24 protein-coding genes are annotated in these 22,212 nt (G+C 68.8%); 5 read left to right on the forward strand and 19 right to left on the reverse strand.

What is annotated here, in order from left to right; genetic code table 11:
- Positions 1–146 precede the first annotated feature (146 nt).
- The 10 genes from tatC to OG741_RS08425 form a co-directional block, all read right to left on the reverse strand.
- Positions 147–1,037, reverse strand: coding sequence for a twin-arginine translocase subunit TatC (gene tatC, locus OG741_RS08380; protein ID WP_405605456.1), 891 nt, complete (start codon positions 1,035–1,037; stop codon positions 147–149).
- A gap of 98 nt (positions 1,038–1,135) precedes the next feature.
- Positions 1,136–1,429, reverse strand: a complete 294-nt coding sequence (tatA, locus tag OG741_RS08385; protein ID WP_266478316.1) for a Sec-independent protein translocase subunit TatA — start codon at positions 1,427–1,429, stop codon at positions 1,136–1,138.
- Positions 1,430–1,657: 228 nt separating this feature from the next.
- Positions 1,658–1,855 (reverse strand): hypothetical protein, encoded by a 198-nt coding sequence (locus tag OG741_RS08390; RefSeq protein ID WP_405596187.1) that lies wholly within the window; start codon positions 1,853–1,855, stop codon positions 1,658–1,660.
- Positions 1,856–1,874: 19 nt separating this feature from the next.
- The gene (locus tag OG741_RS08395; RefSeq protein ID WP_405605458.1) at positions 1,875–2,120 is read right to left on the reverse strand and encodes a hypothetical protein; all 246 of its coding nucleotides are present in this window, start codon (positions 2,118–2,120) and stop codon (positions 1,875–1,877) included.
- 46 nt (positions 2,121–2,166) lie between these two features.
- Complete coding sequence (locus tag OG741_RS08400) at positions 2,167–3,123, reverse strand: helix-turn-helix transcriptional regulator (protein WP_405596188.1); 957 nt, start codon at positions 3,121–3,123, stop codon at positions 2,167–2,169.
- A gap of 17 nt (positions 3,124–3,140) precedes the next feature.
- Positions 3,141–4,097: a helix-turn-helix transcriptional regulator gene (locus OG741_RS08405; RefSeq protein ID WP_405596189.1), complete on the reverse strand. Its 957-nt coding sequence runs from the start codon at positions 4,095–4,097 to the stop codon at positions 3,141–3,143.
- A 112-nt stretch (positions 4,098–4,209) separates the two neighbouring features.
- Complete coding sequence (locus tag OG741_RS08410; RefSeq protein ID WP_266478309.1) at positions 4,210–4,584, reverse strand: FKBP-type peptidyl-prolyl cis-trans isomerase; 375 nt, start codon at positions 4,582–4,584, stop codon at positions 4,210–4,212.
- A gap of 57 nt (positions 4,585–4,641) precedes the next feature.
- Positions 4,642–5,580, reverse strand: a complete 939-nt coding sequence (locus OG741_RS08415) for an FKBP-type peptidyl-prolyl cis-trans isomerase (RefSeq protein WP_405596190.1) — start codon at positions 5,578–5,580, stop codon at positions 4,642–4,644.
- A 166-nt stretch (positions 5,581–5,746) separates the two neighbouring features.
- Entirely contained in the window at positions 5,747–7,108 is a 1,362-nt protein-coding gene (pafA, locus tag OG741_RS08420; RefSeq protein ID WP_266478305.1) for a Pup--protein ligase, read from the reverse strand.
- Between the two features lie 9 nt (positions 7,109–7,117).
- Complete coding sequence (locus OG741_RS08425) at positions 7,118–8,398, reverse strand: MFS transporter (RefSeq protein WP_405596191.1); 1,281 nt, start codon at positions 8,396–8,398, stop codon at positions 7,118–7,120.
- A 140-nt stretch (positions 8,399–8,538) separates the two neighbouring features.
- Here OG741_RS08425 and OG741_RS08430 point away from each other — a divergent pair, with 140 nt between their 5' ends.
- Positions 8,539–9,570, forward strand: a complete 1,032-nt coding sequence (locus tag OG741_RS08430) for a LacI family DNA-binding transcriptional regulator (protein WP_405596192.1) — start codon at positions 8,539–8,541, stop codon at positions 9,568–9,570.
- 91 nt (positions 9,571–9,661) lie between these two features.
- A complete protein-coding gene (locus OG741_RS08435) occupies positions 9,662–10,717 on the forward strand; it encodes a hypothetical protein (protein ID WP_405596193.1) in 1,056 nt (351 codons plus the stop codon).
- 88 nt (positions 10,718–10,805) lie between these two features.
- Here the strand turns inward: OG741_RS08435 and prcA are convergent, their stop codons facing one another.
- The 6 genes from prcA to arc form a co-directional block, all read right to left on the reverse strand.
- Positions 10,806–11,579, reverse strand: a complete 774-nt coding sequence (gene prcA, locus OG741_RS08440) for a proteasome subunit alpha (RefSeq protein ID WP_405596194.1) — start codon at positions 11,577–11,579, stop codon at positions 10,806–10,808.
- A 50-nt stretch (positions 11,580–11,629) separates the two neighbouring features.
- Positions 11,630–12,475: a proteasome subunit beta gene (prcB, locus tag OG741_RS08445; RefSeq protein ID WP_405596195.1), complete on the reverse strand. Its 846-nt coding sequence runs from the start codon at positions 12,473–12,475 to the stop codon at positions 11,630–11,632.
- The gene (locus OG741_RS08450; protein ID WP_405596196.1) at positions 12,427–13,023 is read right to left on the reverse strand and encodes an endonuclease VII domain-containing protein; all 597 of its coding nucleotides are present in this window, start codon (positions 13,021–13,023) and stop codon (positions 12,427–12,429) included. Before OG741_RS08450 ends, prcB begins: the two co-directional genes overlap by 49 nt.
- A gap of 8 nt (positions 13,024–13,031) precedes the next feature.
- On the reverse strand, positions 13,032–13,250 hold the full coding sequence (locus OG741_RS08455; protein WP_016325855.1) for a ubiquitin-like protein Pup: 219 nt from the start codon (positions 13,248–13,250) through the stop codon (positions 13,032–13,034).
- A 137-nt stretch (positions 13,251–13,387) separates the two neighbouring features.
- The gene (dop, locus tag OG741_RS08460) at positions 13,388–14,899 is read right to left on the reverse strand and encodes a depupylase/deamidase Dop (protein WP_324972170.1); all 1,512 of its coding nucleotides are present in this window, start codon (positions 14,897–14,899) and stop codon (positions 13,388–13,390) included.
- 236 nt (positions 14,900–15,135) lie between these two features.
- Positions 15,136–16,902 carry a proteasome ATPase gene (gene arc, locus OG741_RS08465; RefSeq protein ID WP_405596197.1) on the reverse strand — a complete coding sequence of 589 codons (1,767 nt, stop codon included), beginning with the start codon at positions 16,900–16,902 and terminating at the stop codon, positions 15,136–15,138.
- Positions 16,903–17,155: 253 nt separating this feature from the next.
- Between arc and OG741_RS08470 the strand changes: the two genes are divergently transcribed.
- Positions 17,156–17,467 carry a ferredoxin gene (locus OG741_RS08470; RefSeq protein WP_266478286.1) on the forward strand — a complete coding sequence of 104 codons (312 nt, stop codon included), beginning with the start codon at positions 17,156–17,158 and terminating at the stop codon, positions 17,465–17,467.
- A 4-nt stretch (positions 17,468–17,471) separates the two neighbouring features.
- Here OG741_RS08470 and OG741_RS08475 read toward each other — a convergent pair whose 3' ends face one another.
- The 3 genes from OG741_RS08475 to OG741_RS08485 form a co-directional block, all read right to left on the reverse strand.
- Complete coding sequence (locus OG741_RS08475; protein WP_405596198.1) at positions 17,472–18,047, reverse strand: hypothetical protein; 576 nt, start codon at positions 18,045–18,047, stop codon at positions 17,472–17,474.
- Between the two features lie 226 nt (positions 18,048–18,273).
- Positions 18,274–19,161, reverse strand: coding sequence for a tRNA (adenine-N1)-methyltransferase (locus tag OG741_RS08480; protein WP_266478282.1), 888 nt, complete (start codon positions 19,159–19,161; stop codon positions 18,274–18,276).
- A gap of 83 nt (positions 19,162–19,244) precedes the next feature.
- Positions 19,245–20,501, reverse strand: a complete 1,257-nt coding sequence (locus OG741_RS08485) for a site-2 protease family protein (protein ID WP_405596199.1) — start codon at positions 20,499–20,501, stop codon at positions 19,245–19,247.
- Positions 20,502–20,621: 120 nt separating this feature from the next.
- Here OG741_RS08485 and OG741_RS08490 point away from each other — a divergent pair, with 120 nt between their 5' ends.
- Both OG741_RS08490 and OG741_RS08495 read left to right on the forward strand, forming a co-directional pair.
- Positions 20,622–21,482: a RecB family exonuclease gene (locus tag OG741_RS08490; RefSeq protein WP_405596200.1), complete on the forward strand. Its 861-nt coding sequence runs from the start codon at positions 20,622–20,624 to the stop codon at positions 21,480–21,482.
- 13 nt (positions 21,483–21,495) lie between these two features.
- The gene (locus OG741_RS08495) at positions 21,496–22,167 is read left to right on the forward strand and encodes a response regulator transcription factor (RefSeq protein WP_142216181.1); all 672 of its coding nucleotides are present in this window, start codon (positions 21,496–21,498) and stop codon (positions 22,165–22,167) included.
- Positions 22,168–22,212: the final 45 nt, after the last annotated feature.

The following is a 22,212-nucleotide window of genomic DNA, read 5'->3' on the forward strand; positions in this document are numbered from 1 at the left end:
CACCGCACCGGGCACGCAGCATCCCATGACCCCGTCGGCCTGGAGTGTGATCGTCCGGACGCGGTGGGTGCTCACCCTGGGGTAGGTGCCACGGCCATGCAGAAGGGCCGGATGGATTCCCATCCGGCCCTCGCACATTCCGCGTCTCAGGTGACGTCGTCGTAACCGTTGAGCCGCTCCGAGCGGCTGCCGTCCGCCTGCTCGGGCAGGACACGGCTGGCCGGTACGGACTCGATCTCGCCGATGTCCCCGGGGGTGAGGTCGAGGTCGGACGCCTCGTCATCGTCGAGTTCGGCGTCGGGGTTGTTCCGAGCGCGCCGCTTGTCGTTGAGGATCGAGAAACCGACCGCCATGAAGTAGAGCACGATGATCGGCCCTGCCAGCGCGACCATGCCCAGCGGGTCGGTCGACGGCGTGGCCACGGCCCCGAAGACGAAGATGCCCATGACCACGCCCCGCCACCAGCCGGCCATCCGGCGTCCAGTGACGACACCGGCCGCGTTGAGCATGATCAGGATGAGCGGCAGCTCGAAGGAGAAGCCGAAGATCAGCACCATCCGGACGGCGAAGTCCAGGATCTTGTCGACCTCGAGGAAGTTCGCGGCAGTGTCGGGAGTGATGCTCAGCAGCACCTTCATGCTGACCGGCATGACCACGAAGGCGAGATAGGCACCGGCCGCGAAGAGGGGAACGGCCGCGGCGATGAAGTAGTACGTGTACTTCTTCTCGTTCCTGTGCAGACCCGGGGCCACGAAGGCCCACAGCTGGTAGAACCAGACCGGGCAGGACGCGATGATGCCCGCCATCATGACCACCTTCACCGTGGTGGTGAAGGGCGACAGCAGGTCCGTGTACACGATCGTGGCGCACTTGCCGCCGGTCTCGAGCACGCCCTTTTCACAGGCGGTGACCGGCGAGGCCAGGAGATGCATCAGCTCCTGGCTGTAGAACGCGGCCGCGACAGACGCGATCGTGACCGCAAACATCGCCTTCGCAAGCCGGTTGCGGAGCTCACGCAGATGGTCCGCGAGCGGCATCCGCCCCTCGGGGTCCTTCTCCTTCTGTTTAGAGCGGGCAGGCTTGAGCAACCCACGTCCTCATCTCGTGCGGCAGGCCGCTGCGGGCGGCCTTGGGGTCAGCGCTGGGGGGTGGTGTCGGTCGGCTCGGCCACCGGGCGAGCGCTCGTCACATCGCCGGGGGAAGCCTGGATCGTCCGAGGAGCGGCCTGACCCTGGGCCGGGTCCTGCGGCGGGTCGGCAGGAGTGGCAGCCGGCTGACCCTCGGACTTCATGGCCTTCGCCTCGCTCTTGAGGATCCGGGCCGACTTGCCCAGCGAGCGGGCCATCTCGGGAAGCTTCTTGGCTCCGAAGAGCAAGACCACGACGACGAGGATGAGAATGATCTCGGTGGGGCCGATCTGTCGGAACATAACTGGTGTCTACCTTCTCACCGAGGCGGCATGGGGCTGAGCTGCTGATCGCGCTGGACTGGTGTCCGAGCCGCGACTGGCTGCGATCGTAACTCTCACGGGTAAACGCAGGGCAATCCCTCTGCATACTCCCGTTTGCGGCCGGCGCCTCATTGCCTGTTGCCGCCATCTATCAGCCTACCGCCCGCGTCACCCCGGCAGCAGAGCGCACCCGTGCCAGCAGTGCTTCTAGCGCAGGGCCTCGCCGGTACGGGCCAGATCGGTCGCCGCGTGCTCAAGATCCTCCGCCGCCCGGTTGATCCGCTCGGTGGTGCGTGCCACCTCACGGCCCAGGCGCTGGGCCTCGACGAAGACCCGGATACCGAGGATGCCGAGCACGGCGATCCCGAGGAGACCGAGGGCGATGGCGAGCATGGGCCAGAACATGCGCAGAGCCTAGACCGTTCTAGACGGTGGAGTGCAGGCGCAGCGTCCGCACTCCACCCCCGGTGAGGAGTTCGATGATGCGCTCACCGGCCGGCCTGCGGACGGCACTCTCGCACTCGGGACAGGTGAAGGAGTAGAAGGTGGTGCGACGGCTGGCGCCGATGGCCAGTCGCAGCGCCCCTGCCGACAACTCCAAGCGGGCACGGCACTCGGGGCACGCCGCCTTGAAGAGAACCGGGCCCACCTGGGCAGGGAGGGAAGACATCAGAGACATCCGGCGCAGATCTCCTTATTCCTGACTGTCATAGGCCTCATTCCTGACCGTCATACGCCTCGAGCGCTTCGCGCGCCGCGAGCCGGGCGCTGTCCGCCAGGTCCTGCGGCGAGACGATCCGCCCGTCCTGTCCCAGCCGCAGGGCGAGCCGTCGCAGCGAGGCGGGAGCAGGCGTACGCAGCGTGATGCGCAGCCCCCCGTCGGGCAGCTCCTCCGCGCTGTCGTGCGGGTAGTACTCCGCGACCCAGCGCCCGCCGGGGCCGACCTCGACCACGACCTCGGGATCGTCGGCGGACGGCTGGACCAGCCCCTCCGAAAGATCACGCAGTTCGATCTCGGGCGGCGCCGCGGGGGCATCGAGCAGCCTGATCTCCGCCACCCGGTCGAGACGGAAGGTCCGGCGCGCCTCGGAGAGACGGCACCAGGCCTCCATGTACGTGTGTCCCACGGCGAAGAGCCTGATCGGGTCGACCTCGCGCTCGGTGAGTTCGTCGCGCGCGGGCGAGTAGTACTTGAGCCACAGCCGGCGCCGTTCCGAGATCGCCCGGTCGACCTCGGCGAAGACGCCGCCCTCGGACTCGAAGGTGACCGACAGCCGGGAACTGGCCCCGGCCGCCTCGCCCGCGGCGGTCTCCAGCTTGGCGGTGGCGCGCAGCAGCGCCTGCCGGTCGCTCTCGCGCAGGCCCGGCAGCGTGGCCACGGCGCGCGCGGCGACCAGCAGCGCGGTCGCCTCGTCGGCCGCGAGCCGCAGTGGCTCGGCGACATCGTCGGGGTTGTGCCACCAGATGCGGTCACCGTCTGTGTCAATGTCGAGCAGATCGCCACCGCGGAAGCTCGTCCCGCACATCGGCAGGACGTCGAGGTCGGAGATCAGCTCGTCCTCGGTGATGCCGAAGGCGCGGGCGACATCACCGACGCGCGCGCCGGGGCGCTCGCGCAGATAGGTCACCAGCGAGAGCATCCGCCGGGTCTGGTCAATGGCATTGGCGGCCATGGTTGTCCGAGTCCCCCTCAGCCCTTGGCCACGGCGCGCAGCCGCTCGACCACATCGGCCCGCAGATCCGCGGGCTCCAGTACGACGACGTCCGGGCCGAACTCCACGAGCCAGGCGTCGAGCCCGTGTCCGTACGGAATCTCCAACTCGTCCCAGCCCTCCCCCAGTTCCCGTATGGACTGGGCCCTGGAGCGCAGCGGGTAGCCGCAGCCGGTGCGCAGCCGGATCCGCGCGGAGCGGGTGGCGGTCTCCCCGGCCCAGGTCTCGACGGTCTCCCGGACGGTGACGACATCGGGCACGGGCGCGGTGAACGAGCCGGCGCGCGAGCGGACCCGACCGGTGATACGCGAAAGCCGGAAGACCCGTTCGGCGCCGCGGTCGCGGTCCCAGCCCGCCAGATACCAGTGCCCGCGCCAGCATTCGAGGGTCCATGGTTCGACATGCCGCGGCTCGGGGCGCGCGGCGTTGGCCTTGCGGTAGTCGAAGACGACGGGGCGGCGGTCGCGGCAGGCGAGCATCAGCGGCTCAAAGGCCGCCTCGTGGACGGGAATTCGGGGTTCGAGGGCGCTGTGGTGCGTCTCGTAGGAGTCCTCTGCCTCGGGCATACCGGCCGCACGCAGCTTCTGCAGAGCGCCGCTTGCGGCTCCGGCGAGGCGCGCCTGCTGCCAGACCTTGGCCGCGAGACCGAGTGCGGCCGCCTCTTCGCCGTCGAGTGTGATGGCGGGCAGCCGGTTGGAGTCGCGGCGTGCGAGATAGCCGGTCTCACCGTCGAGGTTCTCCACCGTCGCGATGACCAGGCCGAGTTCACGCAAGTCGTCCTTGTCGCGCTCGAACATCCGGTTGAAGGAGTCGTCGGAACCGGCCTCCAGGTAGGCCTCGATGGACCCGCGCAGTTCGCGCTTGCTGAGCGGGCGGCGGGTGCCCAGCAGACACAGCGCCAGATTCATCAGCCGCTCGGCCTTGGCAATGGCCATCGACGCCCTTCCTCACAGTGCTTCTGATCGTCGACCGTACCGCCCCGGGGTGTCGCGGCAAAGCCGAGGGCCCATGCCGACCGGCATGGGCCCTCTTACTGTCCGTACGTGATCAGACGGCGACCAGATCGCAGACGAAGATCAGCGTCTCGCCGGGGGCGATGGCGCCGCCACCGGCGCCGCGGTCGCCGTACGCGAGGTGCGCGGGGATGATCAGCTGGCGGCGGCCGCCGACCTTCATGCCCTGCACGCCCTGGTCCCAGCCGGAGATGACCTGGCCGACACCGAGCTGGAACTGCAGCGGAGTGCCGCGGTTCCAGGAAGCGTCGAACTCCTCGCCGGTGGAGAAGGCCACGCCCACGTAGTGGACGGAGACGGTGTCGCCCGCCTTGGCCACCGGGCCGTCGCCCTCCCAGATGTCCTTGATCTCCAGGTCGGCCGGCGGCTCGCCACCCGGGAAGTCGATCTCGGGCTTCTCGATGCTCACTGAACTGCTCCTCTTAATGATGAACGGGGCAACCAGGACAGTCTTACATCTTTGCCCTTACGGCTTCGTCAGAAGGTCCATGGCGAAGACGAGCGTCGAGTTCTTCGGGATGCCCTGCTGCTCCTTGGCGCCGAATGCCTGGTCCGGCGGGATGACCAGCAGCACACGGCTGCCGACCTTCTTGCCGATGATGCCGTCCTTGAGGCCCTTGAGCGTGACCTGCGCCAGCGGGAAGGTCTGGGTCTTGCCCGCGGCGTAGGTGCTGTCGAACTTCTTGCCGCCGGCCCAGAGGTAGGCCTCGTACTTCACGACGATGGTGTCCTTCGCCGTGAGCACCGGGCCCGTGCCCTCGATCACGTAGTTCGAGACGAGCTTCTTCGGCGGGTCGGCCTTCTTGGGGAAGGTCACCGAGGGGGCCTTGCCGTCGGTGTTGGTGCCCACCTTCGGCAGATCGATGTTGTCCTGCGCGACCTCGGTGCCCTTGGCGGAGACGGGAATGACCGTGGCCTTGACGATGTCCATGACGAACACGAGCGTGGCGTTGGGCTTGATGTCGCCCTGCCCCTGCTTGCCGTAGCCGAGCGCCGGCGGGATCGACACCTCGAGACGGCTGCCGACCTTCTGGCCGTCGAGGGCCTTCTGCCAGCCCTCGATGACACCGCCGCCGCCGATCGTCACGTCGAAGGGCTGGCCCCGGTCGAAGCTGTTGTCGAAGGGCTTGTCGGAGTCCCACATCTGGCCGAGGTAGTTGACCTGGGCCGAGTCGCCCTTCTTCAGCTTCGCGCCCTTGCCCTCGCTGATCACGACGACCTTCAGGTCCTTGGGCGGATCACCCTCACCCTTGGCCAGGGTCGGCTTCTCGCCGAACTTGGCGCCTGCGGTGATGGCGGGCAGCCCGCTGGACGAGGTGGAGTCGGAGTCCTTGTCGTCGCTGCCGCACGCCACTGCCGACAGCAGCAGCAAGGGGATGACGAGAAGGCCGGCTAGTCGGCGCACGTGTTCCTCAGATCTCAGACGGCACAGTAGGTCCCGGACACTCTAGGGGGTGCCCGGCCGATCCTGTCGGAGCCCGGCATGATCGGCCGGGCACCCGCCTATGGGCGTGCAACGGGCCCCGTACGAGAACGTACGGGGCCCGAGTGGCGTTCCACTCAACGTGTCGTTACATCCCTGCGATCAGTTTCTCCACCCGGTCGTCGACCGACCGGAACGGGTCCTTGCACAACACGGTGCGCTGCGCCTGGTCGTTGAGCTTGAGGTGCACCCAGTCGACGGTGAAGTCCCGCCGCTGCTCCTGCGCCCGGCGGATGAAGTCGCCGCGCAGCCGAGCCCTGGTGGTCTGCGGGGGCACCGACTTGCCCTCGAAGATCTTCAGGTCGTTGCAGATGCGAGCGGCCTGGCCCTTGCGTTCCAGCAGGTAGTAGAGGCCCCGGCGACGGTGGATGTCGTGGTAGGCGAGGTCTATCTGGGCGACCCGCGGATGCGACATGGTCATGTTGTGCTTGGCGCGGTACCGCTCGATGAGCTTGTACTTCATGACCCAGTCGATCTCGGTGCCGATCCGGTCGAGGTCCTCGGCCTCGATCGCGTCCAGCGTGCGGCCCCAGAGCTCCAGGACCTGCTCGACGATGCCGGTGCGGATCCCTCGCCGCTCGACGAAGTCCACGGCCTTCTCGAAGTACTCGCGCTGGACCTCCAGGGCGGAGGCCTCACGGCCGCTGGCCAGGCGCACCTTGCGCTGGCCCGTGATGTCGTGGCTGACCTCGCGGATCGCCCGGATCGGGTTCTCCAGGGTCAGGTCGCGCATCACGGTGCCGGCCTCGATCATGCGCAGGACGAGATCGGTCGCTCCGACCTTCAGCAGCATGGTCGTCTCGGACATGTTCGAGTCGCCGACGATGACATGCAGGCGGCGGTAGCGCTCTGCGTCGGCGTGCGGCTCGTCGCGGGTGTTGATGATCGGGCGCGAGCGGGTGGTGGCGGAGCTGACGCCCTCCCAGATGTGCTCGGCGCGCTGGCTGACGCAGTAGACCGCGCCGCGCGGGGTCTGCAGCACCTTGCCCGCGCCGCACAGCAGCTGACGGGTCACCAGGAACGGGATGAGGATGTCCGCGAGCCGGGAGAACTCTCCGTGGCGGGCGACGAGATAGTTCTCGTGGCAGCCGTAGGAGTTTCCCGCCGAGTCGGTGTTGTTCTTGAAGAGATAGACGTCGCCCGCGATTCCCTCCTCGTGCAGGCGGCGTTCGGCGTCGACGAGCAGGCCTTCGAGAATGCGCTCGCCGGCCTTGTCGTGGGTGACCAGCTCGGTCACGTTGTCGCATTCGGGAGTTGCATATTCCGGATGCGAACCCACGTCGAGGTAGAGGCGGGCGCCGTTCCGCAGGAAGACATTGCTGCTGCGGCCCCATGAGACAACACGGCGGAAGAGGTAGCGCGCCACTTCGTCAGGTGACAGTCGGCGCTGTCCCCTGAACGTGCACGTGACGCCGTACTCGTTCTCCAGCCCGAAAATGCGGCGGTCCATGTCTGAACATTACGCCTCACGGCCTGAGCTGAAACCGGGTTCGGCAGCACCGTTTCGATCATTTTCCGATGAGCCCGGGATTGCGACCGCGATGTCCTTGCTGCGGGCGGGAACCGCCAGGACCCGCTGAGTGGTCATCAGAACCAGGAGTGCGGCAATGCCTCCGGCTCCCGCGACGGCAAAACTCCAGGAGGTTCCGCCGAGCTCGACGGCCGGGCCCGCGACGGCCGTTCCGACCGCCGCGCCGACGCCGAAGGTGGTCACGAGCCAGGAGAAGGACTCGGTGACCGTGCCGCGCGGGGCATGCCGGTCCACGACAATGAAGGCGCAGGCGATCGCGGGGGCGAGGAAGACGCCCGAGACCGCCGCCAGCGCCGTCATGGCGGCGACCCCGGGCGTGAGCGCGAGCGGCAGATAGCCGAGGGCGAGCAGGGCGACGATGGCACGCAGCCGGCGCTCGGGGGCTCCGGCCCACTGCCGCGCGCCGTACGCCGTGCCGCCGATGAGGGCGCCGAGGCCCAGTGCCGCCATCAGCCAGCCGTACACCGACTCCTGACCGTGGTCGTCCGCGTACGCGATTGCGGCCACGGTGATCGAGCCGAGGGCGAGGCCGACGAAGAAGAAGGCCCCGAGGAGCGCGAGGAGCCCGGGCGAGCGCAGGGCGCCCAGCCAGTGGGCCTCTCGGGGTGCCGAGCTCCAGCCTCGGGAGGGCTCCGAGAGGACGACGGAGAGCGCGCCGAGGACGCCGATGACGTTGATGACGAGGAGCGCGGCTCCCGCCGACCAGAGCGAGACGAGCAGCGTCACCAGCAGGGGGCCGACGGTGAACATCACTTCCTGGGCGACGGCGTCCATGGCGTAGGCCCGGTGCACCCGGTCCTCGCGGCCGAGGACGCCGGGCCACAGGGCCCGTAGGCCGCCCTCGAGCGGCGGTGTGAACACGCCCGCGACGGCGACGGCCGCGTACGCGAGCGGCAGCGCGCCGATCCCGACGGCGGCCAGCAGCACCATGCCGAGGGCCGAGACGACGGCGGCGGGGAACTGGACGCGGGGCTGCCCGTGCAGGTCGACCGCCCGGCCGAGGAGGGGCTGGCCTATCGCGGTGGCTATGCCGTACACGGCGGCGAGCCCGCCGGCGAGGCTGTAGCTGCCGCCCTCAGCGCGGGTGAACAGGACGATCGCCACGGGCCCGGTGGCGTTGGGCAGCCGCCCGACGAGCGTGCCGGTGAGCAGCCGCGCGGCGTGCGGCGCCTTGAGGATGTCCCGGTAGCCGGCGGTTCCCTCGGCCATGTGCTGCTCCTCTTCCCCCGGCTTTCCACGGGTGCGACCCGAGGTTTTACGTATAACGTGTTCCGTCATACGTACCATGACGGCAGTCCGCGGGTCCACCGCGGAGGCACGGCGAGCGGCGAGGGCTGAGGACGGCATCGATGGCACACGGGTTCACCCAGCCCGGCGGCGTGCGCCCCACCAGCCGGGATGTCGCCAGGGTTGCCGGGGTTTCGCAGGCCACGGTTTCCCTCGTCCTCGGTGAGAAATGGCGCGGGCGCGTCTCCGAGCGGACCGCCGGGATGGTGCGGGACGCCGCCCGCGAGCTCGGCTACCGGCCCAATCTCGCCGCGCGGAATCTGCGGCTCGGGCGGACCAGGACCGCGCTGCTCGTGGTGCCCGCGCTGACCAATGAGTTCTTCGCCCGCGTCTACACCGGCGCTGCGACCGTCGCCGCCGAGCACGGCTTCGGCGTGGTGCTCTACCCGTCCCCCGAGGGCGTCGGACCCGCCAAGGACCCCTTCGCCTCGGCGCGGGCCGCGCTCGACGGCGTGATCGCCTCCTCGATGGCCGCCGAGGCGCTGACAGCCATCCGCGGCACGGATCTCCCGCTCGTGATGCTCGACAGCGACCCGGCGGATCCCGGCGCGGCCGCTCACGTCAACCTCGACATCGCCGACGGCATGCGGCAGATGACGGACCATCTGCTGTCCCTCGGCCATCGCCGCTTCATCCATCTCGCGTCGGCCATCAGCTCCTGGACCTTCGACGTACGGGCCCGGGCACTCCACGAGGCGCTGCGCACCGTCCCCGGCGCGGTGGTGCGGACCGTCTCCGCACCCCTGGAAGTCAACGGCGCGCGCGAGGCCACCGAGCGGGCGCTGGCCGCCCCCGGACCCCGGCCCACCGCGATCATCTGCGACGACGACATCATGGCCGCCGGAGCCTGCAAGGCCGTACGCCGCGTGGGCCTGCGGGTGCCCGAGGACATGTCCGTCACCGGCTTCGACGACCTCGCGCTCGCCACCGCCGTAGAGCCCGAGCTCACCACGCTCAGCCTGCCCGCGGAACGCGTGGGCGAGCGGGGCATGGCGGCCCTGCTCGCCGTTCTCGAGGGCCGCCGCCCCGAGGAGGGCGACCTCCCGGTCCGCCTGGTCGTACGCGGCTCCTCGGCCCCCGCCCGGATCGTGTGAACCCGGACGTCCGGGGTCGCGCCAACCCGTACGTATGGTCCTCACCCAGCGGCCTTGAGACCGCGCCGTCCGCCGTGGAACGATCACGATCATGATGAGTACGGCGGAGAGCCCGATCGACGCGACGCTGATCGGGACGGCCCCCGCGGCGGGCTCCGTGACACCGCTTGCGGACGGACGGCTTTCCGTCAGAACGGACGAAGGGCTGGAGTTACACGACGCGGGCACCTTCCTCTCGGGCACCCTCGCGCCCACCCGGAGCCTGCGCCTCCCGCCTTACTGCGCGGCGGCCCCGCTGCCCGGCGGCAGCGCGGTCGTCGCCGAGGGCAGCAGGATCCGCGCACTCGGTGCCGACGGAGCCACCCGCTGGGAGCTGTCGCACGCCCGCTGGCACGGCGCACACCGCGACCCCCGCCCGCCCGGCAGGCCCGCCGTGAGCCCGGACGGAACTCTCGTCAGCGTCCTCGTGCCCACGCCGACCAGGGACGAGCGCGCCGCCATACTGATCTGCGACAACCCGCCACGCCACCGCTATGGGCGGGACACGCTGCTCCTGCTCGACGCGGCGACCGGCGATATCCGGGCCCGGCGCCCCATCGGAGCGGTCTCCTCGGACGTGACACAGCGGTGGCATCCGGACGGCTCACTGCTCGCCCTCTCCTGCTGGACCGCCTGGTACAGCTGGTCGACGTGGTGGATCGAGCCCCGCAAGGACGGGCTGCACATCCGCGGCGGCACCACGATGCGCGAGGTGATCGACTTCCTGCCGGACCAGGGCCGGGTTCTCACCCTGCGACGCGCCGAGGGCATCGCACACAACGACGACCGCGACGAGCTCGCCTCGCACGATGTGGCCGCCGACGACCCGGCCGGTCTCTTCGACCTCGGGGAGCTGGCGGCCGACCGCGACAGCGACGAGGTCGCCGGCGCGTTTCTGATCGACGCGGATCATGTCCTGGTCACCGGCCGGATCTATCTGCCCGGGCGGCCGGTCTCGATCCGTCACTGGCTGTGCGACACGGCGACGCTCCGTCCCCTGGGACGGCTGCGGTATCCGGTGGCGGTCGGGGGCGATGTGACCCCGCTCGGCGACGGAAGCTGGCTCACCCGGGACCGCGAACGCCTCCACCACTGGGCGCTCCCCTGAGCGGGCAGGAGCCGGGCAGACGGCTGCGCCCCGGCCCGCACGGGCGGTCCGGGGCGCAGTCGCGTGTGTCGCCGAGGCTCCGGCAGGGCTACTCCGCGCCCTCTCCGCCGTCCTCGGTCTCCTCCGTGTCCGACGGCGCGTCCGTCGGGGTCGACGCCGCACCGTCCGCCTCCAGCAGCCGGGCCAGCTGCCGTCCGACGATGCGCTTGAACTTCCGCTGCTGCGGTCGCGTCCGGTCCAGGACCGCGACTTCCAGGCGATCCGCGGGGATCTCCCGCTCGCTGCCGTTGGACTGGTTGGACAAGGCCTGTACGGCCAGTTTCAGCGCCTCCGCCAGCGACATCCCGTCGCGGTGCCGCTGATCGAGATAGGTGCTGATCTGTTCGGCATTGCCGCCGACCGCGACCGAGCCGTGCTCGTCCACGATCGATCCGTCGTGCGGCAGGCGGTAGATCTGGTCGCCCTCGGCAGTCGCGCCGACCTCGGCGACGACCAGCTCCACCTCGTACGGCTTCTCGGCCGCACTGGAGAAGATGGTGCCCAGCGTCTGGGCATAGACATTGGCGAGCCCACGGGCCGTCACATCGTCACGGTCGTAGGTGTATCCGCGCAGATCGGCATAGCGCACGCCGCCGATCCGCAGGTTCTCGTACTCGTTGTACTTACCGGCGGCGGCGAAGCCGATCCGGTCGTAGATCTCACTGAATTTGTGCAGCGCACGGGACGGGTTCTCGCCGACGAACACGATGCCGTCGGTGTACTGCAGCACAACGAGGCTGCGACCACGGGCGATGCCCTTGCGGGCGTATTCCGCCCGGTCGGCCATGGCCTGCTGGGGTGAGACGTAGAACGGCGTCGACACCGGCTATCCGTCCCTTTCTGTCAGTGGCATGTGTTCAGAAGAGGGGGTCATCAGAGCAGCGCGGCGCGGGGGCCGTCGGGCTGTTCGAGGCGGCGCTCCAGGATCGAGCGGGCGATCTCGGAGGACTCGGCCTCGGTGAGCCTGCGGAAGCCCTCGTCGGTGATGACCGTGACGATCGGATAGATCCGCCGGGCCACATCGGGTCCGCCGGTCGCCGAGTCGTCGTCGGCCGCGTCGTACAGCGCCTGGATGACCAGGGTGGTGGCCTGCTGCTCCGTCAGGTCCTCGCGGTAGAGCTTCTTCATGGCCCCGCGGGCGAAGATCGAGCCGGAGCCGGTGGCCGCGAACCCGTGCTCCTCGGAGCGGCCGCCCGTGACGTCGTACGAGAAGATGCGGCCCTTCTCGCGGTCGACGTCGTATCCGGCGAACAGAGGCACCACGGCCAGGCCCTGCATGGCCATGCCGAGGTTGCTGCGGATCATGGTGGAGAGCCGGTTCGCCTTGCCCTCCAGGGAGAGTTGGGCGCCTTCCACCTTCTCGAAGTGCTCCAGCTCCAGCTGGAACAGCTTGACCATCTCCACCGCGAGGCCGGCGGTGCCGGCGATGCCCACGGCCGAGTACTCGTCTGCCGGGAAGACCTTCTCGATGTCGCGCTGGGCGATCATGTTGCCCATGGTCGCCCGCCGGTCACCGGCGAGCACCACACCACCGGGGAACGTCGTCGCGACGATGGTCGTGCCGTGCGGTGCCTGGATGGCGCCCTGCACGGGCGGCAGGACCCGCCTTCCGGGCAGCATCTCCGGGGAGTGCTGACCGAGGAAGTCCATGAACGAAGAGGAGCCCGGCGTCAGGAAGGCAGCTGGTAGACGCCCGGTGCTACGAGTGTTGGCTTCCACGCGTTTCCTTCCACATATGCGGCTGCACGCCTTATGGCATCCGGCCGATCCTTGAACTGCCCCAGTGCGGCATTGCAGCTGAAGCACAGTACGCCTCGGACCCTACCCGTCTCGTGGTCGTGATCCACATGCTCTGCCGGAGCAGCAAGGCAGATCACGCAGACACCGCCTTGCTCGTCGATGAGTTGAGTCAACTCAGCCTCAGTCATGCCGTACTTGCGCTTCAGGTGACCCGCCCGCCCCTCGACGGCCTTGCACGCTTTGCAGCGTGTCGACAGGCCATCGGAGGCGGTCGCGTTGCGATGCCAATCGCTGTGAGGCTTCACCTCGCCACACCCGTGGCAGCGCTTGAACCCGGAGGGCACGGCAGGGTTCTTGAGCTCACGGCGCTCTTGCCGCTTCCGCTGATCCCACTGCTTCGCGTACTCACGAGCGCACGACCGGCAGGAGTCCTGCAAGCCGTCACGTCGTCCCCGGTGCCGCCCGAAGGCGTGGCGCGCCAGGAACTTCTCGCAGCGAGAGCACCACTTCAGATCCTCGCGGTCCATAGCGAGACCTACTGTCCACCCTTCTGAACGAAAGACCTCACGAAATCCTCGGCATTCTCTTCGAGGACGTCGTCGATCTCGTCCAGTACGGAGTCGACGTCGTCCGACAGCTTCTCCTGGCGCTCCTTGAGGTCCTCGGAGGCCTGCGCGTCCTGCGCCTGCTCCTCGACCTCCTCAGTGGAACGCGTCGCCTTCTGCTGTCCGCCGCCGGTGTCCTTGGTCGCCATATCCCTCACCCCGCTCGGTTTGCCCTGACGTGAGTTCGTTCGGTCAAGATCAGACCCTACAAGCAGGGTCCGACATCGGCCCCGCACTTTCCTCAACGTCCGGGGGCCACCTCGATGATTCCCGGACCTGAGCCATTTCAGCCGCCGGACAGCACCCGGACCAGGTCTTCCGCGGTCCGGCACCGGTCAAGGAGCTCCTTGACGTGATTACGCGTTCCGCGTAGCGGTTCGAGGGTTGGCACCCGCTGCAGCGAGTCACGGCCGGGCAGATCGAAGATCACCGAGTCCCAGGAGGCCGCGGCGACGTCGTCCGCGTACTGCTCCAGACAGCGACCGCGGAAGTACGCCCTGGTGTCCTCGGGGGGCTTCGTCCCCGCCCGTACGACGTCCTGCTCGTCCAGGAGCCGCTTCATCTTCCCGCGGGCCGCCAGCCGGTTGTACAGGCCCTTCTCGGGGCGTACGTCGGCGTACTGGAGGTCCACCAGGTGCAGCCGAGCCGCGTCCCATTCCAGGCCGTCGCGCCTGCGGTAGCCCTCCATGAGCTCCTTCTTGGCGATCCAGTCCAGTTCCCCGGCGAGGCTCATCGGGTCGTTCTCGAGCCGGTTGAGGGTGTCCTCCCAGCGGATCAGGACGTCCTTGGTCTGCTCGTCGGCATCCGCGCCGAAGCGCTCCTCGACGTACTTGCGGGCCAGCTCGAAGTACTCCATCTGAAGCTGCACCGCGGTGAGTGTCCGGCCGCTGCGCAGCGTGACCAGCCGCTTGAGGGTCGGGTCGTGCGAGACCTGGTGCAAGGTGCGGACCGGCTGCTCGACCGCCAGGTCCACCGCGATGAAGCCGTCCTCGATCATCGACAGCACCAGGGCCGTGGTGCCCAGCTTGAGGTACGTGGAGATCTCAGACAGGTTCGCGTCGCCGATGATCACATGGAGCCTGCGGTACTTCTCGGCGTCGGAGTGGGGCTCGTCGCGGGTGTTGATGATGGGCCGCTTCAGCGTGGTCTCGAGCCCGACCTCGACCTCGAAATAGTCGGCGCGCTGGCTGATCTGGAAGCCGTGTTCATGGCCGTCCTGGCCGATTCCGACCCGTCCGGCGCCGGTGACGACCTGGCGGGAGACGAAGAACGGCGTCAGGTGGCGCACGATGTCCGAGAAGGCGGTCTCCCGCTTCATCAGGTAGTTCTCGTGCGTGCCGTAGGACGCGCCCTTGTTGTCGGTGTTGTTCTTGTACAGGTGGATCGGCTGGGCGCCGGGGAGCTGGGCCGCGCGCTCGGCGGCCTCCGCCATGATCCGCTCGCCGGCCTTGTCCCAGAGCACGGCGTCGCGCGGGTTGGTGACCTCGGGCGAGCTGTATTCGGGGTGCGCATGGTCGACGTACAGCCGGGCACCGTTGGTGAGGATCACATTGGCCAGGCCGATGTCCTCGTCGGTGAGCTGACTGGAGTCGGCGGCCTCGCGGGCGAGGTCGAAGCCGCGGGCGTCCCGCAGCGGATTCTCCTCCTCGAAGTCCCAGCGGGCGCGCCGCGCCCTGTGCATCGCCGCCGCGTAGGCGTTGACGATCTGGGACGAGGTGAGCATGGCATTGGCGTTCGGGTGGCCCGGGACGGAGATGCCGTACTCCGTCTCGATGCCCATTACTCGCCGTACGGTCATGCGGCCCTCCTTGCCCGGCGGCGCTCCCCTCCGGGAACGGCGCTCAAGTACCGCTGTAGCTCCGGTGCGTGTGCGGTGCCCGTCCCCGCACTGCGCGACTCGGCGGTACCGACGAGCCTAGAACGCCTCTGCGCTGGTGGGGAGATCAATTTCGTCATTGCTCCGGTATGGCTGGACCTGTCGGAAAAGCATTCGGCTGCGGATGCCCGGCCGGGCATCCGCAGCCGGTCTGCGTTCTACAGGTACTGACCGGTGTTCGCCACCGTGTCGATGGAACGTCCGGTGTCCGCGCCCTGTTTTCCGGTGACGAGGGTGCGGATGAAGACGATCCGCTCGCCCTTCTTTCCGGAGATCCGGGCCCAGTCGTCCGGGTTGGTGGTGTTCGGCAGGTCCTCGTTCTCCTTGAACTCGTCCACGCATGCCTGGAGGAGATGGGAGACCCGAAGGCCCTTCTGGTTGTGGTCGAGGAAGGCCTTGATGGCCATCTTCTTGGCCCGGTCGACGATGTTCTGGATCATCGCGCCGGAGTTGAAGTCCTTGAAGTACAGGACTTCCTTGTCGCCATTGGCGTACGTGACCTCGAGGAAGCGGTTTTCCTCGGACTCGGCGTACATCTGCTCGACGACGGACTGGATCATCGCGTGAGCGGCGGCGTCCTTGGAGCCGCTGTGCTCGGCGAGGTCGTCGGCGTGCAGCGGCAGCGAGGACGTCAGGTACTTGGCGAAGATGTCCTTCGCGGCCTCCGCGTCCGGACGCTCGATCTTGATCTTCACATCGAGCCGGCCGGGGCGAAGGATCGCGGGGTCGATCATGTCCTCGCGGTTGGAGGCGCCGATGACGATGACGTTCTCCAGGCCCTCCACACCGTCGATCTCGGCGAGCAGCTGCGGGACGATGGTGTTCTCCACGTCCGAGCTGACGCCGGAACCACGGGTGCGGAAGAGGGATTCCATCTCGTCGAAGAAGACGATGACGGGGGTGCCCTCGCTCGCCTTCTCCCGGGCACGCTGGAAGACGAGGCGGATGTGCCGCTCGGTCTCACCGACGTACTTGTTGAGGAGCTCGGGGCCCTTGATGTTGAGGAAGTAGCTCTTCCCCGCGGGCTGGCCGGTCACCTCGGCGACCTTCTTGGCAAGGGAGTTGGCGACGGCCTTGGCGATCAGCGTCTTGCCGCATCCGGGCGGGCCGTAGAGCAGGATGCCCTTCGGCGGCCGCAGTTCGTGCTCCTTGAAGAGGTCCGGGTAGAGGTACGGAAGCTCGACCGCGTCGCGGATCATCTCGATCTGGCCGCCCAGACCGCCGATCTTTGTGTAGTCGACGTCCGGGACCTCTTCGAGGACGAGCTCTTCGACCTCGCTCTTGGGGATCACTTCGTAGACGTAGCCGGAGCGGGGCTCGAGCAGCAGGGCGTCGCCGGGGCGGATGGTGGTGTCCAGCAGCGTGTCCGCGAGCCTCACCACCCTTTCCTCGTCGGTGTGCCCGATCACCAGGGCGCGCTCGCCGTCCTCGAGGATCTCCTTGAGGGTGACGATGTCCCCGGCGCGCTCGAATTCCATGGCCTCGACCACGTTGAGCGCCTCGTTGAGCATGACTTCCTGGCCGCGCCGGAGCTCTTCGAGCTCGACGCTGGGGCTGACGTTCACCCGGAGCTTGCGGCCCCCGGTGAAGATGTCGCAGGTGCCGTCCTCGTTGGCGTGCAGGAAGACACCGAAGCCGGCCGGCGGCTGTGCGAGCCGGTCGACCTCCTCCTTGAGGGCCACGATCTGGTCGCGGGCCTCACGGAGCGTGTTGGCGAGCCGCTCGTTCTGTGCGGAGACGCCGGCCAGGTTTGTCTGTAGCTCGACGATCCGCTCTTCGAGAATCCTCGTATGACGCGGAGAGTCGGCGAGCTTGCGGCGCAGGACGGCGATTTCCTGCTCGAGATAGGCAACCTGACCGGCGGGGTCTTCAGACCCCCGCCCCGGCCGGATGCCGCGGTTGATGTCGTCGTCGTGGGCTGCCACGGTCCTCACCTCCTCCAAGGGGAGCTGGACGCTTCCTGACCCTACCTGGGTGGGTGGTGATTGAAACCCCTAGATCACAAAGACGGTAGAGGTGTGTCCGATCTTCACCCTTGCGCTCTCCCTCACGCCAGGTGAATACCCACCCATCAACATCGGAAAGCGGGCGGAGGTATCGTCGAAGTGTTCAACACCCGTCAGGGCTGGCGCGACTTGCTTCATTTTGCTACACCCGGCGAAGGAAACGGCAGGAGAGATGACCGTGCAGCACGAGGTCCCCACGGAAGCCGTCGGCGAGGCCCTTGAGGTCTGGATCGACCAGGACCTCTGTACCGGAGACGGGATCTGCGCGCAGTACGCTCCCGAGGTCTTCGAGCTGGACATCGACGGGCTCGCCTACGTGAAGAGCACCGACGACGAACTGCTCCAGAACCCGGGCGCCACAACGCCCGTGCCGCTGCCGCTGCTGAGCGATGTCGTGGACTCCGCGAAGGAGTGCCCGGGCGACTGCATCCACGTCCGCCGCGTTTCGGACAGGGTCGAGGTCTTCGGACCCGACGCAGAGTGACGGATCACATACTGCGTGCTTCTGGCTGGGCGGTACGGACGAACTTCCCGCCCTGCCACTGCCACTTGACCTTCTCGAGCTGGTCTGGGCAGCAGCTCGGCACGTCCGGCGAGGAGTAGCCGAGCAGGGTGGCCGTAATCGCACCGTCACGTACGGCGAAGTCCTTGACGCTGAGCTTCTGTGCGGGCTCCACGAGGGTCGCGACGACGCGCGGGCCCGTACCCAGGCCCTGGGTCAGTACGTAGACCCCGCTCGGAGGGGTGCCGGAGCCCGCGTCGCAGCGGGCCACCACCACGGCTTCGAGGCTGCCGTCGCCGTCCAGGTCGCCCGAGGCTTTCTTGGTCACCACGCTCTTCGCGCCGCCGCACTCCAGAGGGAGCCGCACTCCCGCCGGATCGGGCGCGGGGGCGGGTGCAGCGGCCGTTCCGGTGTTCTGCGGGCCTGCCTGGGGGGCGGCCTGAGCTGTGGGCTGCAGCAGTCCGGCGGCGGCCACCACCCCGGCCATCGCTGTCGCGGTGGCGAGCCAGTGCACCGGGCGGGCGTGCGTGTGCGCGAGGTCCGGGACGGCGGAGGTCTGCACGCGGGATGTCTCCTGGGAAGGCGGAACCGGCGGGGATGGCCTGCATCGTGCCATACGTCACAGTGGGCGCGGAACAGCGGGGTCCGAGTGTGTAGGTCAAGAAAGTGTGTAGGTCGGGAAAGCGGTCAACACGAAGACGCCGCCGTCGAGTTCCCCAGGGTGCCTGGGGAACTCGACGGCGGCGTCGGTACGTTGTGCGGGCGTCAGCCCGTTTTGGGGCGTTCCGTCAGCCCTTGTTGGGGCCTTCGTAGTCATCGCCGTACGCGCCCTTGGCGGGGCGGCGGCGGCGCATCGGGGGCTCCACACCGTCCGCGAGACGGCGGGCCGTGAGGAGGAATCCGGTGTGGCCGATCATCCGGTGGTCCGGGCGCACGGCCAGGCCTTCGACGTGCCAGTTGCGGATCATCGACTCCCAGGGCTGAGGCTCGGCGAAGCAGCCGATCTCGCGGATGGACTCGACGGTGCGCGCGAGCTGGGTGGTGGTCGCGACGTAGCAGCAGAGGATGCCGCCGGGGACGAGGGCCTTGGAGACGGCCTCCAGGCACTCCCAGGGGGCGAGCATGTCCAGAATCACGCGGTCGACGTCGGCGTCGGTCAGGTTGTCCTGGAGGTCGCCCACGGTGAGTTGCCAGGCGGGGTGCGGGCCGCCGAAGTAGCGCTCCACATTCTGCTGGGCGATCTCGGCGAAGTCCTGGCGCCGCTCGTAGGAGTGCAGCATGCCGTGGTCGCCGATGGCTCGCAGCAGGAAGGCGCTCAGCGAGCCGGAGCCCACGCCCGCCTCGACGACGCGGGCGCCGGCGAAGATGTCGGCGAAGGCCAGGATCTGCCCCGCGTCCTTGGGGTAGACCACGGCGGCGCCGCGGGGCATGGACAGGACATAGTCGGGGAGCAGGGGGCGCAGCGCGAGGTAGGCGACGTTTCCCGTGGTACGGACAACACTGCCCTCGGGAGCGCCGATCAGCTCGTCGTGCGGGAAGGAACCCTTGTGGGTGTGGAAATTCTTCCCGGCCTCGAGCGTGAACGTGTAGTGGCGTCCCTTGGGGTCGGTGAGCTGGACCTGGTCCCCGACCTTGAAGGGCCCGCGTCGGCGGGCGGCACCGGTCGGTTCGGACATGTGACCAGCCTACCGGCCCGGAACGGACCCGTTCACCACGGCGAGCCCCCGCGGGCCCGGCGCCCCGAAGGCCAACCGAGACCTCAAGAAGACGCGGGCCGGGCCATCGCGGCGACGAAGGCGCGCTCGACGTCCGCCGTGGACAGGACGCCGTAGATCTCGCCCGAGTCCTCGACCACCAGGTACTCCGTCGCCGGAGAGGCCCGGAGCTTGTCCAAAAGCGCCTCCCCGGCCAGTTCCGCCGAGACCTTCATGCCTTCGGTGAGCTCCTGGGCGAGGCCGCTGACCGCGACCCAGGGGCGGCGGTGTTCGGGGACGCCGACGATGGCTGTCTCGCGCACCAGGGCCGTCGGGTCGCCGTGGCCGTCGACGACGACCAGCGCGCGGGCCCCCGCCTCGTTGGCGCGGCGCAGGGCCTCGGAGAGCGGGGTGTCGGACTCGACCGGGACGGCGCGCCTGGTGAGCGTCCGGGCTTCGAGCTCGGGGAGGTGTTCGCGCAGCCGGGCCATGCGCAGGCTGTTGCCGGCCCCGGTCCAGATGATCGCGGCGAGGATCGCGGCGAGCAGCGCGTCCGTGACCGTCTCCATGCCGCCGATGTCCTCGGTGGCATTGCCGAGGGCGCCGGTGTGGGTGAGGAGCGGCAGGCCGATGAGGACGGCGACGGCGAGCGCCCGGCCCACCCAGGCCGCGGCGACGGTGCCCGACATCGGCTTGCCGGTGATCTTCCACACGACGGCGCGCAGCATGCGGCCGCCGTCGAGCGGCAGACCGGGCAGCAGGTTGAACGCGGCGACGATCAGGTTGGAGATCATCAGCCCGGCGAGCAGCACGCCGGGGACCGTACCGGGATCGACGCCCTGCATCCCGAGGTAGAAGAGGCCGGCCAGGACGAGGGAGAGCAGCGGTCCGACGAAGGCCAGGACGAACTCGCGGCCGGGAGTCTCGGACTCCTTCTCGATCTCGGACACCCCGCCGAAGAACTGGAGCTGGATCCGGCGTACCGGCAACTTGAAGCGCAGCGCCGCGACGGTGTGGGCGAGTTCGTGGACCAGTACGGAGGCGTAGAAGGCGACCGCGAAGAAGAGCGAGACGAGATAGCGCGTGCCGCCGAGCTCGGGGAGCACACGGTCGAGCTGACCGCCGAAGACCCAGGTGATGAGCGCGGCGACGATGAACCAGCTCGGGGCGACATAGACGGGCACACCGAAGGGACGGCCCATGAGAATGCCACCGCCGGGGCCGTCGGAACGCCGCGGCTTGCTGCCCTTGCCCTCGGGGTCCGTTCCTCCCGCACCGGACTGCGCCCGCTCACGCTCGCCGCTCGTGTCGTCCTCGTCCACGGGTCCCCTTTTTGTCGCGAAGGTGTCGCGAATGCTTCGCTCGTTCGATCATGCAGTTTCGCGGGTCTGACGTCGATGGTATTCCGCTCGCTGTCAGTGGCGGGCCGTAGGGTCTGCGTCATGAGTACGAGTCAGCAGCCCACATCGCTGTCGCCCTCGCGTGCGAGCGACTTCATGCAGTGTCCCCTGCTGTACCGGTTCCGGGTGATCGACAAGCTGCCGGAGAAGCCCAGCGAGGCGGCTACCCGCGGGACGCTGGTGCATGCGGTGCTGGAGCGGCTCTTCGACGCGCCGGCGGCGGAGCGGACGGCTCCGCGTGCCAAGGCCCTGATCCCGGGTCAGTGGGACCGGCTGCTGGAGACGAAGCCGGAGCTGGGCGAGCTGTTCGCGGAGGACGCCGAGGGCGAGCGGCTGACCGGCTGGCTCGCCGAGGCGGAGCAGTTGGTGGAGCGGTGGTTCTCGCTGGAGGACCCGACCCGGCTGGAGCCGGCCGAGCGGGAGCTGTTCGTCGAGACGGAGCTGGAGTCGGGGCTGCGGCTGCGCGGTGTCATCGACCGGGTCGATGTCGCGCCCACCGGCGAGGTCCGGATCGTCGACTACAAGACGGGCAAGGCCCCGCGCCCCGAGTACAGCGAGGGCGCGCTGTTCCAGATGAAGTTCTACGCCCTGGTGATCTGGCGGCTGAAGAACGTGGTGCCGCGCCGCCTCCAGCTCGTCTATCTGGGCAGCGGAGAGGTGCTGACGTACGACCCGGCCCCGGCGGACCTGGAGCGCGTGGAGCGCAAGCTGCTGGCGCTCTGGGACGCGATCAGGCTGGCCACCGAGACGGGCGACTGGCGGCCGCGGCCGACGAAGCTGTGCGGATGGTGCGACCACCAGGCGGTCTGTCCGGAATTCGGCGGCACTCCCCCGGTTTATCCGCTGAGCATCTCCCCGACCGCTTCGGCAGAGGATGGTCAGGGCAGAATGGGCCCGGTCTAACTAAGGAGTACCCGTGGCTATCCGCGTCCTACTGGTCGACGACCAACCGCTGCTGCGTACCGGCTTCCGGATGATCCTGGAGGCGGAGCAGGACATCGCGGTGGTCGGCGAGGCCGGGGACGGTCTGCAGGCCCTCGACCAGGTGCGTGCGCTGCAGCCCGATGTGGTGCTGATGGACATCCGGATGCCCCGCATGGACGGCGTCGAGGCGACCCGTCAGATCACCGGCCCCGGGCGGGACGGCCCGGCGAAGGTGCTGGTGCTGACCACCTTCGACCTCGACGAGTACGTGGTGGAGGCGCTGCGGGCCGGGGCGAGCGGCTTCCTGCTGAAGGACGCGCCCGCCAATGAGCTGGTCCAGGCGATCCGGGTGGTCGCGGCGGGCGAGGCGATGCTCGCGCCGAGCATCACCCGCAGGCTTCTCGACAAGTACGCGGACCATCTGCCCTCGGGCGAGGAGCCGGTCCCGGACACGCTGCACACGCTGACCGAGCGCGAGGTGGAGGTGCTCAAGCTGGTCGCGCGGGGGCTGTCCAATGCCGAGATCGCGGCGGATCTTTTCGTCAGTGAGACGACTGTCAAGACGCATGTGGGCCATGTGCTGACGAAGCTGGGCCTTCGGGACCGGGTGCAGGCCGCGGTGTACGCGTACGAGAGTGGTCTGGTGCGCCCCGGCGCGCAGTAGTTCTCCGGACGGAGCACGCGAAAAGCGGCGGCGGGCATCGGCCCG

The organism is Streptomyces sp. NBC_01410 (assembly GCF_045040195.1).
Classification (GTDB): domain Bacteria; phylum Actinomycetota; class Actinomycetes; order Streptomycetales; family Streptomycetaceae; genus Streptomyces.